We start from the raw sequence: 17351 nt of genomic DNA on the forward strand, positions 1-17351 counted from the left end.
AAAACAAAAGGGGGTGACATGAAATTCTTCCTGGGGGTGGGCAAGTTCGTTGCCCTGCTGTTCTGGCTGGCAGTGCTGGCCAATCTGTTCGAACCCTTCGCTCGACCCTTCTCCACACTGCTCAATGGCCTCGCCCTGCTGGTGCTCGGCCTGCATGTGCTGGAAGTGCTGCTCTACAACGCCCAGCTCCGGACACGGCCGCATCCCTGGAAGGACCGCCTGCAACTGATGCTCTTTGGCGTGTTCCACCTGGCCAGCCTGCCGAAACAGGAGGCCAGTCATGCGTAGACTCTGCCTTCTCGCCCTGTTGACCAGCCCGTTGGCCTTCGCTGAAACCAGCGTGACCGTCGAAACCAACAGCTTCATCAAACTGCCGGCCCTGACCGGCACCCTCAACCTTGATCGCGTGGCGATTGCCGACCACGGCACCCTCGTGGTGCCCGCCAGCATCACTGAGATCAAGGTGGGCGATTTACGCATGGGGCGTGATGCGCGCATCGGCATCGCTTCGGCTGATCAACCCTTCCGCCTGGAGGTTGCCCGAGGCGAGATCGCCACCGGTGGCCACATCACCGCCTCCGGCGCGGCCGGCAGCATGAAGAAGCCGGCCAGCGACGGCCGCGACCTGACCTTGCGCCTCGGCACCGTCGCCGTCGACGAACTCACCGTGGATGTACGCGGTGGCATCGGTGCGCCGGGCTACAGCGGCCTGGCCGGTGCCGATGGCAAGCCCGGTGGCTGCCTCTGGGGCCATGCCAGCCGGGGCCACGATGGCCAGAACGGCGGCAACGGCGGGGAAGGGGGCAAGGGCGGGCATATTCGCCTGGAGGTGGCCCAGGACTTCCCGCTGGAGCAGGTACGGGCCCGTGTCGAGGGCGGTGCCGGCGGGCCAGCCGGTGAGGCCGGTGCCCCCGGCGCGGGTGGTGCCGCTAATGGCTGCCTGATCTACAGCACCGATCGTGGCCAGAAAGGCCGCGCCGGCCAGCCGGGGCAGGCGGGCCCGGCCGGCACGAACGGTCGCATGGACGTGGTGCGCTACTGACCTCAGAAGCTGGGGCGAGCGGCGGCGATGGTCATCAGCAGCAGCCCCAACAGCAGGTTGATGCCCACCAGCCGACGGATGCGCCCCAGGGCCGCGCCGCCGGCTGGCCAGTCTTCCGCCGCCACGGCGCGCTTCAGTTCCGGCAATTGCAGCAGGCTGACCCGCAGGAACAGCGCCAGCATCGCCAGGTAGAGCCCCACCATGATGTGCACATAGCGCGGCGAGCCGTCGAAGCCGGCGAAGCGCAGGTGCATCATCCCTACGCCGCTCAGCGGCAGTGCCAGCACGGCGACCCAGACCCAGACGAAGAATCGGCGGAACACCTCGATCCACAGCTTCAGGCGCTCTGGCGGCTGCAGCGTGGTCACGGCCGCCGGGCGCAGCACCATCCAGGCGAAGAACATGCCGCCGACCCATACCAGGGCGGCGAGGACGTGGGCAGCGTAGAGCGCGGCGAAGGGCGTCATCGGGTTTCTCCAGTCGGAAACAGGGCGCGGTATGATAGCCGCCCTGTTAAAGTACTGAAAATTTATCCAGCTCTCCGGCGTCCGCAACCTCCCCATGCTCAGCACCGAACTCAAGTCCCAGATCCAGGGGGCCTACTCCCGTTTCCTCGAAGCCAAGGGGCTCAAGGCCCGCTATGGGCAGCGCCTGATGATCGCCGAGGTGGCCAAGGTGCTCGGCGCCATCCCCCAGGATGACGAAGGGCATCGCCAGGGCGAACCGGCGGTGGTGGCGGTGGAGGCCGGGACCGGTACCGGAAAGACCGTGGCCTACAGCCTGGCGGCGATTCCTTCGGCCAAGGCAGCAGGCAAGCGGCTGGTGATCGCCACGGCCACCGTGGCCCTGCAGGAGCAGATCGTCCACAAGGACCTGCCGGACCTGATCCGCAACAGCGGGCTGAATTTCAGCTTCGCCCTGGCCAAGGGGCGCGGCCGCTACCTGTGCCTGTCCAAGCTCGACATGCTGCTGCAGGACGGTCAGGCGCAAAGCGCCACCGCGCAGTTGTTCGCCGAGGAAGGCTTCCGCATCGATGTCGACGAGAGCAGCCAGAAGCTGCTCAACCAGATGATCGAGCGCCTGGCCGGCAACCGCTGGGACGGCGACCGTGACTCCTGGCCCGAGGCCATCGAGGACCAGGACTGGGCCCGCGTCACCACCGACCACAGCCAATGCACCAAGCGCCATTGCCCCAACTTCCAGCAATGCGCCTTCTACAAGGCGCGTGAGGGCATGACCAAGGTGGACGTCATCGTCACCAACCACGACATGGTCCTGGCCGACCTCGCCCTGGGCGGTGGCGCCGTGCTGCCCGACCCGCGCGAAACCCTCTACGTGTTCGACGAGGGCCACCACCTGCCGGACAAGGCCATCGGCCACTTCGCCCACTACACCCGCCTGCGCTCCACCGCCGACTGGCTGGAGACGGTGGCCAAGAACCTCACCAAGCTGCTGGCCCAGCACCCGCTGCCGGGGGACATGGGCCGCCTGATCGAGAACGTGCCCGAGCTGGCGCGGGAGATCCGGGCCCAGCAGCAATTCATGTTCACCGCCTGCGAAGAGCTGGCCGACTTTCGGGCCGGCGAGGACATGGAAGGCCGCGAGCGCCCACGCCACCGCTTCGAGGGTGGCGTGGTGCCGGAGCACCTGGTGGAGATGGGCATCGAGCTGAAGAAAGGCTTCGCCAAGCTCAACGACCTGTTCACCCGCCTGGCCGAACTGCTCAAGGAAGCCATGGATGGGGAGGGCGCCAATGGCCTCTCCAGCCAGCAGGCCGAGGAGTGGTACCCCTTGTTCGGCAGCCTGCAGACCCGCGCCCAGAGCAACTGGGAGTTGTGGACCGCCTTCACCACCGAGGACCCGGAGGAGAGCCCGCCCATGGCGCGCTGGCTGACCCTCGCCGAGTTCGGCTCGGCCTATGACATCGAGGTCAACGCCAGCCCGATCCTCGCCGCCGAGACCCTGCGGCGGAACCTGTGGAACGTCGCCCACGGCGCTCTGGTGACCTCGGCGACCCTCACCGCGCTCGGCACCTTCGACCGCTATCGCATGCGCGCCGGCTTGCCGCGGCAGTCGGTCACGGCCGTGGTGCCCAGCCCCTTCCACCATACCGATGCCGGCCTGCTGCGGGTGCCGGACCTCAAGGCCGACCCCCGTGACGCCGCCGCCCACACCGCCGCCATCACCCGCGAGCTGCCGCGCCTGGTGGAAGGCGCCCGAGGCACCCTGGTGCTGTTCTCCTCGCGCCGACAGATGCAGGACGTGTTCGACGGGCTGGAGCGTGACTGGCGCAAACGGGTGCTGATCCAGGGCAACCTGTCCAAGCAGGAGACCCTCAACAAGCACAAGGCCCGGGTGGACGACGGCGAGCCCAGCGTGCTGTTCGGCCTGGCGTCCTTCGCTGAGGGCGTGGACCTGCCGGGTGCCTATTGCGAGCATGTGGTGATCGCCAAGATCCCCTTCGCGGTGCCGGATGACCCGGTGGAAGCAGCCCTGGCCGAGTGGATCGAGGCCCGTGGCGGCAACCCCTTCATGGAGATCGCCGTACCCGATGCATCCCTGCGCCTGGTGCAGGCCTGCGGCCGCCTGCTGCGCACCGAGAGCGACCGCGGCACCATCACCCTGCTGGATCGCCGGGTGGTTACCCAGCGCTACGGCAAGGCCATCCTCAACGCGCTGCCCCCCTTCCGACGCGAGATCGAATGACCGGACGGCCCAGGCGCTTGACGCCGGGCTTGCCTCTGCGATGATTGCCCGCTCGCGCGGACACGGATCATTCGATCAGCGGCAACATTCGCCGTATCCGTTGTCTATGCACTGACTTTTCTTGGGGATCGGCTTGATGTTCTCGACACCTAAAACGGCTCGCCTGCTGCCTATCGTGCTGGCCCTGGCCGGCATGAGCGCTCCCATCCAGGCCGAAACACTGTTCAATTTCGTGCGTCCGCTGGATACCGTCACTGTCACCACTCAGGACGCGGTCCTGCCCAGCGTCACCGCCGAAACCACGCCCGAAGGCGAGGTGCTGCGCCGCCTGACCTTCAACCCGGCGGAGAAGCCCAGCCTGCGCCTGTCACCGCAGAGCGGCACCTGGGACTGGACCCAGGCCAGCGTCATGAGCCTGCACCTGCAAAGCGCCCAGGACTGGGCGATCACCCTCGACGTCACCGTCGAAAGCGCCGATGGCAAGACCCTGCGTAGCCGCATCGCCCTGCCGGCCGGCCCAGCCCAGACCCTGTTGTTGCCCCTGGCCGCCACCTCGCCCCGCGCCCATGGCATGCGTGCTGCACCGCCGCAGCCCTGGGTGAAGGATGGCAAGCGCTACCTGCTGGCCACCGAGGTGGAGGGTGAGCTGGACCTGTCCAGGGTCACGGCCGTCGTCGTTTCCCTGGAGCGCCCGAACGCCGCCCAGAACATCCTGCTGGGCCGCTTCGGCACCGAGGACAAGAACCCCCAGGCCGATTTCTATACCGGTCTGATCGACGCCTACGGCCAGTACACCCGCGCCGACTGGCCGGAGAAGGCCAAGAACGACGAGCAGCTCAAGGCCGCCGCCGAGAAGGAGCGCAAGCAGCTCGATGAATGGAAGGCCAAGCTGCCCGAGCAGGACGCCTACGGCGGCTGGCTTGGCGGCCCGAGCTTCGAGGCCAGCGGCTTCTTCCGCACCGAGAAGCACGATGGCCGCTGGTACCTGGTTTCGCCCGAAGGCCACCCGTTCTTCTCCTTGGGCGTCAACACCGTTGCCCTGGACAACAGCCAGACCTACGTCGAAGGCCGCGAGGCCATGTTCACCGCACTGCCCAAGGACGGTGATCCCCTCGCCAACTGGTACGGCAACGGCGACAGCCGCCGCGAGACCGGCTCCAACAAGGGCCGGGCTTTCGACCATGGCCGCTGGTACGACTTCTACCGTGCCAACCTGGAGCGCACCTACGGCCCGCAGGAGCCCGCGCGCTGGGTCGAGCACAGCCTGGATCGCCTGAAAGCCTGGGGTTTCAACACCGTGGGCAATTGGAGCGCTGCCGAGTTCGGCACTGCCCAGCGCATGCCCTATACCCTGCCGCTGTCGATCCACGGCGACTACGCCACCATCAGCACGGGGCTCGACTGGTGGGGCGGTATGCCTGATCCGTTCGACCCGCGCTTCGCCATGGCGGCCGAGCGGGCGATTGCCATTGCCGCCCGTGACCATCGCGACGATCCCTGGCTGATCGGCTACTTCGCCGACAACGAACTGGCCTGGGCCGGCCCCGGCAGCGATCCCAAGTCCCGCTACGCCCTGGCCTACGGCACCCTGCGCCTGACCACCGACGTGCCGGCCAAGCGCGCCTTCCTCAAGCAACTGCGCGACAAGTACCGCAACCAGCAGGGCCTGTCCCGGGCCTGGGGCATTGATCTGCCGGCCTGGGAGCTGATGGAGGACCCGGGTTTCGAGGCACCACTGCCCAATCCCGAGCACCCGGCCATCGAGGAGGACCTCAAGCGCTTCCAGCGCTTCTTCGCCGACACCTACTTCAAGACCATCGCCGAGTCGATGAAGTGGCACGCGCCGAACCACCTGCTGCTGGGCGGGCGCTTCGCCGCCAGCGTGCCGGAGGCCGTGGAGTCCTGCGCCCAGTATTGCGACGTGTTGAGTTTCAACTTCTATACCCGCGAGCCACAGCACGGCTACGACTTCGAATACCTGCGCAAGCTGGACAAGCCGCTGATGGTCACCGAGTTCCACTTCGGCTCCCGCGACCGGGGCCCGTTCTGGGGCGGTGTCTCCGAGGTCTACAAGGAAGAGGAGCGTGGCCCTGCCTACGCCAACTTCCTCAAGAAGGCCCTGGAAGAGCCGCTGATCGTCGGTGCCCACTGGTTCCAGTACCTCGACCAGCCCGCCAGTGGCCGTCTGCTGGACGGCGAGAACGGTCACCTTGGTCTGGTCGCCATCACCGACCGTCCCTACGAGGGCTTCGTCAAATCGGTGCGCAAGACCAACCTCGAGGTCGCTGCGCAACTGGCCGCTTCCGCCCCGGCGGCGAAGCAGCCGGCCGGCGCACCAAAGGCAGAGCCCGCCAAGCCCGAGGCGCCGAAGGCCCAGGCAGTCAAGCCGGAAGCCCCGAAAGCCGAGGCATCCAGCCCCGCGCCGGCCCAGCCTGCACCCGAGGCCAAGGATGCAGCGTCGGCGCAACCCGCCGCGAACTGAGGCCATCCGCGCCGAACTTCAGCGGGGTTCACAGCAGACGGCGGCATCACAACAATGCCGCCGTCGTCTTTTTTGAAGGAGAGTGATGGTGCAGATCCAGGGTTACTTCGACTTGCGTTTCGAAGCGGTGCGCGACGAGTTCGCCGCCCTCTTCGAGGACTCCCAGGAGCGCGGGGCCGCGCTGTGCGTTCAGGTGGGCGGGGAAACCGTGCTCGACCTGTGGGCCGGGACCGCCGATAAGGATGGCCAGCAGGCCTGGCACAGTGACACCCTGCTGAACCTGTTCTCCTGCACCAAGACCTATGCCGCCGTCACCGCCCTGCAACTGGTGGGGGAGGGCAAGCTCGACCTCGATGCACCGGTCGCCCGCCTGTGGCCGGAGTTCGCTGCCGCCGGCAAGGAGCGCATCACCCTGCGCCACCTGCTCAGCCATCGCGCCGGCTTGCCGGCGATCCGCGAGCCGTTGCCGGCCGAGGCGCTCTACGACTGGGACGCCATGACCGCTGCCCTGGCCGCCGAGCAACCCTGGTGGGTGCCGGGCGAGGGCCATGGCTACGCCCCCATCACCTACGGCTGGCTGGTGGGCGAACTGATCCGCCGTGCCGATGGCCGTGGCCCCGGTGAATCCATCGTTGCCCGCGTTGCCCGGCCCCTGGGGCTGGACTTCCACGTCGGCCTGGACGATGCCGAGTTCCACCGAGTCGCCCACATCGCCCGCGGCAAGGGCAACCTGGGGGATGCGGCGGCCCAGCGCCTGCTCAAGTGCATGATGAGCGAGCCCACCGCTCTCAGTACCCGTGCGTTCACCAACCCACCGTCGATCATGACCAGCACCAACAAGCCCGAATGGCGGCGCATGCAACAGCCGGCGGCCAACGGCCATGGCAATGCCCGCAGCCTGGCCGGCTTCTATGCCGGCCTGCTGGATGGCAGCCTGCTGGAATCGGCGCTGCTGGCCGAGTTGACCCGCGAACACAGCCTGGGCGATGACCGCACCCTGCTGACCCAGACCCGTTTCGGTCTGGGTTGCATGCTGGAGCAGCCCGATGTGCCCAATGCCACCTACGGCATGGGGCGCCTGGCCTTCGGCCATCCGGGCGCGGGTGGCTCCATCGGTTTCGCCGATCCGGAGCGCGATGTGGCCTTCGGCTTCGTCACCAATACCCTTGGCCCCTATGTGCTGATGGACCCCCGCGCCCAGCACCTGGCTCGCACCCTGGCGAGCTGCCTGTAGCGCCACTCGTCAGCTGGAACGAATATCCCTTTTCGGATTAATGGGTTGCGTCCAGAATTTCACCCTGAATCTGAGATTGATGCGCCATTACGCGATGGCGTATCGGCTTTCTTCACCCCTCCTGTCACGGGTCCTTTCCATGAAGCTGTTCAAGTACTCCACCTTGATCCTCTGCATGACCGTTGCCGGCTGCAGCACCTTCAGCCATGACAAGCAGGCGACGGAAGCCCAGGCGCAAAACAGTGGCACCCATCACTGGTGGTGGCCGTTCGGTGGCAGCGAGGCGAAGGCCGAGTCGGCCAAGGTCGCCAAGATCGACACCCAGGCCACCCAGGCCTGGTTGGACCAGTACGAGCCGCGCCTGCGTGAAGCGGTGAAAGGCTCGCGCATGGAAGTGGAGCGCCGCGACAGCGTGCTGGTGGTCACCGCGCCGGTGGACGGCTCCTTCAACCCGGACCGGCCGAGCATGCTGCTGCCGGTTTCCCTCGGGCCGGTGTCCCGTGTTGCCAAGCTGGTGGAAGGCGATGCCAAGACCGGCGTGCTGGTGCTCGGCCATGCCGATCCGTCCGGCGACGACGCCAAGAACCGCCAGCTCAGCCAGGAGCGGGCCCAGGCCGTGGCTGCCATCTTCCGCCTCAGTGGGTTGCAGCGTGACCGCCTGTCACTGAAGGGGGTGGGCTCCGACATGCCGCGTGCCGCCAATGACAGCAAGGACGGTCGCGCCCTGAACCGCCGCGTGGAAATCGTCCTCACCCCGCAGGCCACCCTGGTGGCCCTGCTGGCGCGTTACAACCAGCCGCCGAAGGTCGCCCAGCAGGCGATTGCGGCAGATCAAGGCAAGTGAGCGATCCTCGGATAGGCTAGCGTTTTCCTTTTCCGGAGAACCCCCATGACCCAGACCCTGGCCGATATGCGCCGCGACTACACCCGCGATGGACTCAGCGAGGAGCAGGCACCCCAGGAGCCGCTCGCGCTGTTCCATCGCTGGTTCGACGATGCGGTGAAGACCGAGCAACTGCCCGTCGAACCCAATGCCATGACCCTGGCTACGGTGGACGCCGATGGGCGCCCCCATTGCCGGGTGCTGCTGCTCAAGGGAGTGGACGAGCGCGGCTTCACTTTCTTCAGCAACTACGACAGCGCCAAGGGCAAGCAACTGGCGGCACGGCCGTTCGCGGCGATGACCTTCTTCTGGCCCAGCCTGGAGCGTCAGGTGCGTATCGAAGGGCGGGTGGAGCGGGTGACTCCGGCGGAGTCGAACGCCTACTTCCAGGTGCGCCCGCTGGGCAGCCGCATCGGCGCCTGGGCTTCACCACAGAGCCGGGTGATCGCCGACCGTGCCGAGCTGGAACAGCTCCTTGCCGAGACCGAGCAGCGCTTCCTCAACCAGTCCCCCACCTGCCCGCCGCACTGGGGCGGCTACCGGCTGCTGCCGGAGCGTGTCGAATTCTGGCAGGGCAGGCCGAGCCGCCTGCATGACCGCCTCAACTACCGCCTGGTAGACGGTCGCTGGCAGCGCGAGCGCCTCGCGCCCTAGGACGCCTGGGGCGGCTGTGGGTAACGGCTGGCCGCCTGCTCCAGCCAGACCTGCAGCGCCTTGCGCTTGATCCCCGCAGCCTTCGCCGCCTCCAGTTGCTCCAGCATGTAGGTGCGGCGCTGCGGGTCATCCCCCGCCATCGACAGGGCCAGGTCACGGTCCATCCAGCGCTTGATGCGCACGTAGATCCACCAGTGGAAGTACAGGCCCGCGACGGTGGTGACGACGATGATGAAGTAATCCATGGACTAACCTTGCTGGCTCGGCACCCTGGCGTCGTTTCGTTGTCCGATGGCGGTGGCTGTACGGAAACTGAACGAGTCTGCACTTTGGCCGAGCGTCGAGTGACAGTTGAAGGTGCCGCGCAGTCTAATGGAGGCGCATCCACTCTGGAGGAAAAATCATGCGTAAATCCGTTCTGCTGGCCGCTTCGTTCGCCTCGATGGCGATGCTTCTGAGCGGCTGTCAATCGAGCCTGACCGGGGACACCTACTCGCGCGCTGAGGCCCGCCAGGTGCAGACCGTGCGCATGGGGACCATCGAATCGCTGCGCCCGGTGAAGATCGAGGGCACCAAGACCCCCATCGGCGCCGGTGCCGGTGCGGTGGTGGGCGGTGTCGGCGGCAGCGCCATTGGCGGTGGCCGTGGCAGCGTAGTGGCTGCCGTGATCGGTGCGGTGGCCGGTGGCCTGCTGGGCGCCGCGACCGAAGAGGGTCTGACCCGCACCCAGGGCGTGGAGATCACTGTGCGCGAGGATGACGGCTCCATGCGCGCCTATGTGCAGGAAGTGCAGGAAAACGAGATATTCCGCGTCGGCGAACGTGTTCGCATCATGACCGTCAATGGCACCAGTCGCGTGACCCACTGATCCATCCCCCCGAACCGGCGGGCTTTCCGCCGGTTCATCCCCTACGCTTTATCTCACCAGCCAAGCGGCAGGCGGTTCACCGCTGTTCAGGGCGTGTCGCCTGTTACCGCTTGCTAGGTTTTGAAATAATTCATGCATGCGCGGTGATCGATAGTTCTGGATAATCGATCGCCGCATCGCCATTGCCGTGCTCAGCGCTGGCAGGCCGAAAGAGGAGGATTTCGATGCTACTGGCGCTGATCGTCGCCCTGCCATTCCTGGGAACCCTGTTGCCGTTGCTGTTCGGCCGCCATTGCCGCACCCGCGCCGCGCTGGCGGCCGCCGTGGCGCCGGCCATCGGCCTTGGCCTGCTCCTGACGCAGGCCGGCACCGTACTGGGCGGGGAGGTTCTGAAACTTTCACTGCCCTGGCTGCCGCAATTGGGGCTGAGTTTCAGCCTGCGCCTGGACGGACTCGGTTTCCTGTTTGCGCTGATGATCCTCGGCATTGGCCTGCTGGTGATCCTCTACGCTCGCTACTACCTCTCCGAGCGCGAGCCCTGTGGCCGCTTCTTCGCCTACTTGCTGCTGTTCATGGGCGCCATGCTCGGCGTGGTGCTGTCCGAGAACCTGCTGCTGATGCTGGTGTTCTGGGAGGCCACCAGCCTGTCGTCGTTCCTGCTGATCGGTTTCTGGGGCCACCGCTCGGATGCCCGCAAGGGCGCGCGCATGGCCTTGGCGGTCACCGGCGGCGGTGGCCTGGCGCTGCTGGCGGGCATTCTCCTGCTCGGGCAGATCGCCGGTAGTTTCGAGCTGACCGAGGTGCTGGCCCGTGGCGACCTGATCCGCCAGCACAGCCTCTATCCGGTGATGCTGTGCCTGGTGCTGCTGGGGGCGCTGACCAAGTCGGCCCAGTTCCCCTTCCATTTCTGGCTGCCCCACGCCATGGCCGCGCCGACCCCGGTGTCCGCCTACCTGCACTCGGCAACCATGGTGAAGGCCGGGGTGTTCCTCCTGGCGCGGCTCTATCCGGCCCTGTCAGGCACCGATCTGTGGTTCTACCTGGTGGGCCTGAGCGGCTTGGCGACCCTGTTGCTGGGTGCCGGGATGGCGTTGTTCCAGCATGACCTCAAGGGCCTGCTGGCCTATTCCACCATCAGTCACCTGGGCCTGATCACCCTGCTGTTCGGCCTGGATTCGCCGCTGTCCAACGTCGCGGCGGTGTTCCACATCATCAACCACGCCACCTTCAAGGCGTCGCTGTTCATGGCGGCCGGCATCATCGACCACGAGACCGGCAGCCGCGACATGCGGCAGATCAACGGCATGTGGCGCTACCTGCCGCACACCGCCGTGCTGGCGATGGTCGCTTCCCTGGCCATGGCAGGGGTGCCGTTGCTGAACGGCTTCCTCAGCAAGGAAATGTTCTTCAGCGAAACCCTCGGGCAGGATCTGTTGGGCAGCTTCAGTTGGCTGATCCCGGCCGGCGCGACCCTGGCGGGGGTGTTCTCGGTGGCCTATTCGCTGCGCTTCGTCCACGACGTGTTCTTCAACGGCGAGCCGCGCCAACTGCCCAAGTTCCCGCCCCACGAGCCGCCGCGCTACATGAAGGTGCCGGTGGAGGTATTGGTGGCCCTGTGCCTGCTGGTGGGCATGGCGCCCAACCTCAGTGTCGCGCCCCTGCTGGCGGCGGCGTCTTCGGTGAGCATGGGCGGTACGCTGCCGGAGTACAGCCTGGCGATCTGGCATGGGTTCAACCTGCCGTTGCTGATGAGTACCCTCGCGCTGGTCGGCGGCGTGCTGATCTACATCGGGCGCAAGCCGCTGTTCCGCTGGTACGAAGGGCTGCCGGACGCCGATGCGAAGGAAATCTTCGAAGCGGCGGTCCAGCGCGTGATCGGCGTGGCAGCCCGCTTCATCGCCGCGCTGGAGAACGGTTCCCTGCAGCGCTACATGGCGGTGTTGCTGCTGGCGGCCATTGCCGTGGTGGCGGTCGCCCTGGTGCCGCTGGCCTCGCTGACCGGCACCCGCCCGCTCACCACCCTGGATGGCGTGACCGCTGTCGGGATGCTGGTGTTGGCGATCAGCGGCGTGCTGACGGCCCTGCTGCATCGCCAGCGCCTGGTGGCATTGCTGGTGCTGGGTGTCGGCGGTTTGCTGGTGGCACTGGCCTTTGCCCGTTTCTCTGCACCTGATCTGGCGCTGACCCAACTGTCGGTGGAGGTGGTGACCCTGGTGCTGCTGATCCTCGCCATGTACTACCTGCCCTCGCGTACCCCGGAGGAAAGCTCCAGCCTGCGTATTCTCCGCGACCTCGGCCTGGCTGGCGCCGGCGGCACGCTGGTGGGCCTGCTGACCTACGCGGTGATGACGCGCCCGTACACCACCATCGCCGATTACTTCATTGCCAATGCCATCCCCGGCGGCGGCGGGCACAACGTGGTCAACGTCATCCTCGTGGACTTCCGCGGGTTCGACACCCTGGGTGAGATCACCGTGCTGGCGATCGCTGCGGTGGGCGTGCATGCCCTGTTGTCCGGGCTGTTGCTGCGCAACCCCACCTGCGACCCCCAGGGCCGCAACTGGGCCCGGGCCAAGCACCCGCTGATCCTCGAAACCCTGTCGCGCCTGCTGCTGCCCCTGGCGCTGATGGTGTCGGCGTTCATCTTCCTGCGTGGACACAACCTGCCGGGCGGCGGCTTCATCGCCGGCCTGATCACAGCCGTGGCCCTGGTGTTGCAGTATATCGCCAGTGGTTCGGTCCATGTGGAATCGCGCCTGTCCCTGAACTACCAGCGCATTGCCGGCTTCGGTGTGCTGGTGGCCAGCCTCACCGGGCTGGGCAGTTGGGTCTTCGGTGCGCACTTCCTGACATCGGCCTTCGGCCACTTCCATCTGCCGCTGGTGGGTGAGATCGAACTGGCCACGGCACTGATCTTCGACCTGGGCGTCTACCTCGCCGTGGTCGGTGCCGTGATGCTGATCCTCTCCGGGCTCGGCAAGCTGAGCCTGCATCCGCCCATGACCGAGGAGGTCCACTGATGGAAGCCCTGTTCGCCATCACCCTCGGGCTGCTCACCGCCAGCGGCCTGTACCTGCTGCTCCGGGCGCGCACCTTTCCGGTCGTGCTCGGACTGACCCTGCTGTCCTACGCGGTCAACCTGTTCCTCTTCGCCATGGGGCGCCTGACCGGTGACGCTGCCGTGCTCGGCCAGGGCGGCACTCCGGCCGACCCGTTGCCCCAGGCGCTGGTGCTGACTGCCATCGTCATCGGCTTTGCCATGACCGCCTTCCTGGTGGCGCTGGCCCTGCGGGGCGTAGGTGAGCTGGGCAATGACCATGTCGATGGCCGCCGTGACGGGGAGGGCCGATGAACCACCTGCTCATCCTGCCCATCCTGCTGCCCCTGTTCGCCGGGGCGGCTCTGCTGATGCTGCCCTCGCTGGAGCGCATCAAGCGCACCCTGTCGATCATTGCCTGCCTGGCGCTGATTCCCGTGGCCCTGCTGCTGATACAGCAGGCGGCGGAAGGCGATCTGCAGGTCTATGCCCTGGGCGGCTGGCAGGCACCGTTCGGCATTGTGCTGATGCTGGATCGCCTGAGTGCGCTGATGCTGCTGGTCACCGCCGTGCTCGGCACCGCCGTGGCGATCTATGCCGCCCGGGGGGACGACCGTCAGGGCATGCGCTTCCACGCGCTGCTGCAGTTCCAGTTGCTGGGCCTGAACGGTGCCTTCACCACTGGAGATCTGTTCAACCTCTTCGTGTTCTTCGAGGTGATGCTGATCGCCTCCTATGCGCTGCTGTTCCATGGCGGTGGTGTCGAACGGACCCGCGCCGGCCTGCACTACGCGGTGCTGAACCTGGTGGGGTCGGCCTTCTTCCTGATCGCCCTGGGCGTGTTCTACGGCATCACCGGCACCCTCAACATGGCCGACCTGGCGGGGAAAGTGGCCGCCGTTGCTCCTGCTGATGCGCCCCTGTTGGCCGCTGCCGGGCTGTTGCTGCTGGTGGTGTTCGCCCTCAAGGCGGCTCTACTGCCGCTGCACTTCTGGCTGCCGCGGGCCTACGCTGCGGCCAGTGCGCCGGTCGCTGCCCTGTTCGCGATCATGACCAAGGTGGGGGTGTACTCCATCGTGCGGGTCTACCTGCTGGTGTTCGGTGCCGGAGCCGGTGAACTGGCCCACCTGGGCAATGACTGGTTGTGGCCGCTGGCCCTGCTGACCATGGCCGTGGCCGCGCTCGGCGCTATCGCTGCCGCCAGCCTGCAGGCCCTGGTGGCGTACCTGGTGCTGCTCTCCGCCGGCACGCTGCTGGCGGCGGTGGCCCTGGGCACGCCGGCCTCCCTGGGGGCGGCCCTGTACTACCTGGTGCACAGCACCTGGGCGGCCGCCGGGCTGTTCCTGCTGGCCGACCTCATCAGCCGCGAGCGCGGCGAGCGACGAGGCGCGCTGGTGCAGGGGCCGCTGCTGGAGCACCCGGCCCTGCTGGGCGGCGCCTTCTTCTTCGCCGCCATCTCGGTGGCCGGCTTGCCGCCGCTGTCCGGCTTCATCGGCAAGCTGCTGCTGCTACAGGCCGCGACGCCGGGTCTGCCGACGGCCCTGCTGTGGGGCGTGCTGCTGGGTGGCAGCCTGTTGTGCCTGGTGGCCCTGAGCCGGGCCGGCAGCACGCTGTTCTGGCGTACCACGGGGGCTGATGCGCCCGGTGGCGAGGGGCTCGATGGTGTGCGCCTGGCCGTTACTCTGGGGCTGCTGGGCCTGGCCGTGGTGCTGGTGATCCTGGCGGGTCCGCTGATGGCCTACCTGGAGGCCACGGCCGCCCAGTTGCACGATGTGGACCTCTACCGGCAGGCCGTCCTGCCAGGAGCGGGCGCATGATCCGTCGTCTCTTGCCCCATCCCGCCACCAGCCTGCTGCTGCTGGTCACCTGGCTGCTGCTGGTGGATTCCCTGTCCTTCGGCCAGTGGCTGCTGGGCGGCGCACTGGCCGTGTTCATCCCGCTGCTGTGCAATCCGCTGATGCTGGAGCACCCGCGTACCTGGCACCCGGCTCGCCTGGCCCGGTTCATCCTGCTGGTGCTGTGGGACATCCTGCAGGCCAACTTCCTGGTGGCCCGCCAGACCCTCGGCCCGATCCGGCGCCTGCAGCCGGGTTTCGTCGAAGTGCCGATCGACCTGGACAACGAAATGGCCGTCAGCCTGCTGGTGTGTGTGGTGTCCCTGACCCCGGGCTCGGTGTCCGCCGACCTCAGCGGCGACCGCCGCACCCTGCTGGTCCACGCCCTGGACGTGCCTGATGCCGACGCGCTGGTGGCGGAGATCAAGCAGCGCTACGAAGCGCCCCTCAAGGAGGTGTTCCCATGCTCGCGTACGTGATTCCCATCTGCCTGGGCCTGCTGGTGGTGGCCATGCTGCTGACCCTGGCGCGCCTAGTGCGTGGGCCCTGCCTGCCCGACCGGGTGCTGGCGCTGGACACCCTCTACATCAACGCCATCGCCATGCTGATCCTGCTGGGCATCTGGAAGGGCACCAGCCTGTATTTCGAGGTGGCGCTGCTGATCGCCGTGCTGGGGTTCGTTGGCACGGTGGCGGCAGCCAAGTACATGCTGCGCGGAGACATCATCGAATGAACATCGCCGACCTGCCCCTGTGGGCCGACATCCTGGTTTCCCTGCTGCTGCTGCTGGGCTCGCTGTTCGTGCTGATCGGCGCCGTTGGCATCTACCGCCTGCCGGACTTCTTCACCCGGCTGCACGGCCCCACCAAGGCCACCACCCTGGGCGTGGGTGGCCTGGTGATGGGGTCGCTGGTCTACCTGTCCTGGGTGTCGGGCACGCTCAGTTTCCATGAGTTGCTGATCAGCCTGTTCCTCTTCATCAGTGCCCCGGTCAGTGCCTACATGCTGGCCAAGGCCGCCGTGCTGCAGCAGCTCCCCCTCAGCTCGCGGACCCGCGGCAAGCCCTGGCAGCAGTAACAGTTTTGCCGGGCGGCTGTGCCTGTCGGGGGCGTCTGCCGCCCCCTAGACTGTCGATTTTTCCGGAGGCGGTGCATGGCGCAGCAGGCTCGTTGGGTGGCAGTGGCCTGCCTGGTGCTGGCCATGGCGCTGTGGGGCAGCTCGTTCATCGCCCTCAAGTTCGCCTTCCGCGAGGTGCCGTCGATGTGGGTGATCTTCGCCCGCATGGCCCTTGGCAGCCTGGTGTTCCTGCTGGCCTGGCGCTGGCGGGGGAGGGCTGAGCCCCGGCCCGGCGACTGGAAGTACTTCCTCGCCCTGGGTGCCTGCGAACCCTGCCTCTACTTCATTTTCGAAGCCCTGGCGCTGGCGCACACCAGCGCCTCCCAGGCCGGGATGATCACCGCACTGTTGCCGCTGCTGGTGGCGGTGGGGGCCTACCTGTTCCTCCGTGAGCGCATCACCCGCACCACCCTGGCCGGCTTCCTGCTGGCGGTGCTCGGTGCGGTGTGGCTGAGTCTGGTCAGCGAATCGAATGCCCATGCCAGTGCGCCTCTGCTGGGCAACTTCTACGAATTCCTCGCGATGCTCTGCGCCACCGGCTACACGCTGCTGCTCAAGCACCTGTCGTCGCGCTATTCGGCCTTTCACCTGACGGCCTTGCAGGCGTTCATCGGAGCCGTGTTCTTCCTGCCGGTGGCGTTGGCGGGCGAGTCCTTGCCCGCCGTCATCAGCCCGCTGGCGCTGGGGTCTATGGTCTACCTCGGCATCGTGGTCACGGTCGGCGCCTATGGTCTCTACAATTTCGGCGTGGGGCGCCTGCCGGCCAGCCAGGCCACCGGCTTCATCAACCTGATCCCGGTGTTCACCCTGATCTTCGCCATGCTGCTGCTGGACGAACGCCTCAGCCCCGCCCAGTTCTGCGCCGCTGCCCTGGTGTTCGCCGGGGTAGCTCTCAGCCAGTGGCGCAGCGCCCCGCCGGCCCCGGCCGGCATCCTTGATTGAGTACACACCATGCCCGCTGATTTCCGCCGTTGGACCCGCGACGCCATCCGCCTCATCGAGGCCGACTTCCAGCGCAGCGCCGATACCCACCTGATCCCCCTGGCGCTGCCGGGCTTCCCGGGTGTCGACCTGTATTTCAAGGACGAGTCCAGCCACCCCACCGGCAGCCTCAAGCACCGCCTGGCCCGTTCGCTGTTCCTCTACGCGCTGTGCAACGGCTGGCTGAAGCCGGGGGCGCCGGTGATCGAAGCCTCCAGCGGCTCCACGGCGGTGTCCGAAGCTTATTTCGCACGCCTGCTGGGGCTGCCGTTCATCGCTGTGATGCCGGCCAGCACCTCCCCGGAGAAGATCGCGCAGATCGCCTTCTACGGCGGCCGCAGCCACCTGGTGAGCGACCCGACGCAGATCTACGCCGAGTCCGAGCGACTGGCGCAGGAGAGCGGCGGCCACTTCATGGACCAGTTCACCTACGCCGAGCGCGCCACCGACTGGCGGGCGAACAACAACATCGCCGAGTCGATCTTCCAGCAGATGCGCCATGAGCCGCACCCG

At 67.1% G+C, this 17351-nt stretch carries 17 protein-coding genes and 1 pseudogene; 16 read left to right on the top strand and 2 right to left on the bottom strand.

What is annotated here, in order from left to right:
• Window positions 1-18: 18 nt before the first annotated feature.
• Both A7D27_RS25555 and A7D27_RS25560 read left to right on the top strand, forming a co-directional pair.
• Window positions 19-288, top strand: a complete 270-nt coding sequence (locus A7D27_RS25555; protein WP_069566525.1) for a DUF1145 domain-containing protein — start codon at window positions 19-21, stop codon at window positions 286-288.
• Window positions 281-1042: a collagen-like triple helix repeat-containing protein gene (locus tag A7D27_RS25560; protein ID WP_069566526.1), complete on the top strand. Its 762-nt coding sequence runs from the start codon at window positions 281-283 to the stop codon at window positions 1040-1042. The genes A7D27_RS25555 and A7D27_RS25560 overlap by 8 nt, the downstream gene beginning before the upstream one ends.
• 2 nt (window positions 1043-1044) lie before the next feature.
• Here A7D27_RS25560 and A7D27_RS25565 read toward each other — a convergent pair whose 3' ends face one another.
• A complete protein-coding gene (locus A7D27_RS25565; protein WP_069566527.1) occupies window positions 1045-1509 on the bottom strand; it encodes a CopD family protein in 465 nt (154 codons plus the stop codon).
• Window positions 1510-1603: 94 nt separating this feature from the next.
• On the opposite strand from A7D27_RS25565, the gene dinG reads away from it, so the two are divergent.
• The 5 genes and pseudogenes from dinG to pdxH all read left to right on the top strand — a co-directional run bounded on the left by dinG (window position 1604) and on the right by pdxH (window position 9001).
• Entirely contained in the window at window positions 1604-3748 is a 2145-nt protein-coding gene (dinG, locus tag A7D27_RS25570; RefSeq protein WP_069566528.1) for an ATP-dependent DNA helicase DinG, read from the top strand.
• A 136-nt stretch (window positions 3749-3884) separates the two neighbouring features.
• Window positions 3885-6230, top strand: coding sequence for a beta-agarase (locus A7D27_RS25575; protein ID WP_069566529.1), 2346 nt, complete (start codon window positions 3885-3887; stop codon window positions 6228-6230).
• Between the two features lie 88 nt (window positions 6231-6318).
• Window positions 6319-7464, top strand: coding sequence for a serine hydrolase domain-containing protein (locus tag A7D27_RS25580; protein WP_069562434.1), 1146 nt, complete (start codon window positions 6319-6321; stop codon window positions 7462-7464).
• Window positions 7465-7603: 139 nt separating this feature from the next.
• Window positions 7604-8299, top strand: a pseudogene (locus A7D27_RS25585) (OmpA family protein); the annotation flags it as partial.
• A 54-nt stretch (window positions 8300-8353) separates the two neighbouring features.
• Window positions 8354-9001, top strand: a complete 648-nt coding sequence (pdxH, locus tag A7D27_RS25590; protein ID WP_069566531.1) for a pyridoxamine 5'-phosphate oxidase — start codon at window positions 8354-8356, stop codon at window positions 8999-9001.
• Here the strand turns inward: pdxH and A7D27_RS25595 are convergent.
• Entirely contained in the window at window positions 8998-9246 is a 249-nt protein-coding gene (locus A7D27_RS25595) for a hypothetical protein (protein ID WP_069566532.1), read from the bottom strand. The two genes, pdxH and A7D27_RS25595, sit on opposite strands and share 4 nt — an antisense overlap.
• Window positions 9247-9404: 158 nt before the next feature.
• Between A7D27_RS25595 and A7D27_RS25600 the strand changes: the two genes are divergently transcribed.
• The 9 genes from A7D27_RS25600 to A7D27_RS25640 form a co-directional block, all read left to right on the top strand.
• Complete coding sequence (locus tag A7D27_RS25600) at window positions 9405-9869, top strand: glycine zipper 2TM domain-containing protein (RefSeq protein WP_044413366.1); 465 nt, start codon at window positions 9405-9407, stop codon at window positions 9867-9869.
• 224 nt (window positions 9870-10093) lie between these two features.
• Window positions 10094-12889, top strand: a complete 2796-nt coding sequence (locus A7D27_RS25605) for a monovalent cation/H+ antiporter subunit A (protein WP_069562398.1) — start codon at window positions 10094-10096, stop codon at window positions 12887-12889.
• Window positions 12889-13221, top strand: a complete 333-nt coding sequence (locus A7D27_RS25610; protein ID WP_069562399.1) for a Na+/H+ antiporter subunit C — start codon at window positions 12889-12891, stop codon at window positions 13219-13221. The genes A7D27_RS25605 and A7D27_RS25610 overlap by 1 nt, the downstream gene beginning before the upstream one ends.
• Window positions 13218-14723, top strand: coding sequence for a monovalent cation/H+ antiporter subunit D (locus tag A7D27_RS25615; protein ID WP_069562400.1), 1506 nt, complete (start codon window positions 13218-13220; stop codon window positions 14721-14723). The genes A7D27_RS25610 and A7D27_RS25615 overlap by 4 nt, the downstream gene beginning before the upstream one ends.
• The gene (locus A7D27_RS25620; protein WP_069562401.1) at window positions 14720-15220 is read left to right on the top strand and encodes a Na+/H+ antiporter subunit E; all 501 of its coding nucleotides are present in this window, start codon (window positions 14720-14722) and stop codon (window positions 15218-15220) included. Before A7D27_RS25615 ends, A7D27_RS25620 begins: the two co-directional genes overlap by 4 nt.
• A complete protein-coding gene (locus A7D27_RS25625; protein WP_069562402.1) occupies window positions 15205-15474 on the top strand; it encodes a K+/H+ antiporter subunit F in 270 nt (89 codons plus the stop codon). Before A7D27_RS25620 ends, A7D27_RS25625 begins: the two co-directional genes overlap by 16 nt.
• On the top strand, window positions 15471-15818 hold the full coding sequence (locus tag A7D27_RS25630; RefSeq protein ID WP_083265789.1) for a Na+/H+ antiporter subunit G: 348 nt from the start codon (window positions 15471-15473) through the stop codon (window positions 15816-15818). The genes A7D27_RS25625 and A7D27_RS25630 overlap by 4 nt, the downstream gene beginning before the upstream one ends.
• A gap of 75 nt (window positions 15819-15893) precedes the next feature.
• The gene (locus tag A7D27_RS25635; RefSeq protein WP_069562403.1) at window positions 15894-16799 is read left to right on the top strand and encodes a DMT family transporter; all 906 of its coding nucleotides are present in this window, start codon (window positions 15894-15896) and stop codon (window positions 16797-16799) included.
• A gap of 9 nt (window positions 16800-16808) precedes the next feature.
• Window positions 16809-17351: PLP-dependent cysteine synthase family protein (locus A7D27_RS25640; RefSeq protein WP_139134191.1), on the top strand; the 543-nt coding region annotated here is incomplete at its 3' end.

The sequence above is a fragment of the Pseudomonas sp. 1D4 genome (genome assembly GCF_001728925.1).
GTDB classification, from domain to species: domain Bacteria; phylum Pseudomonadota; class Gammaproteobacteria; order Pseudomonadales; family Pseudomonadaceae; genus Metapseudomonas; species Metapseudomonas otitidis.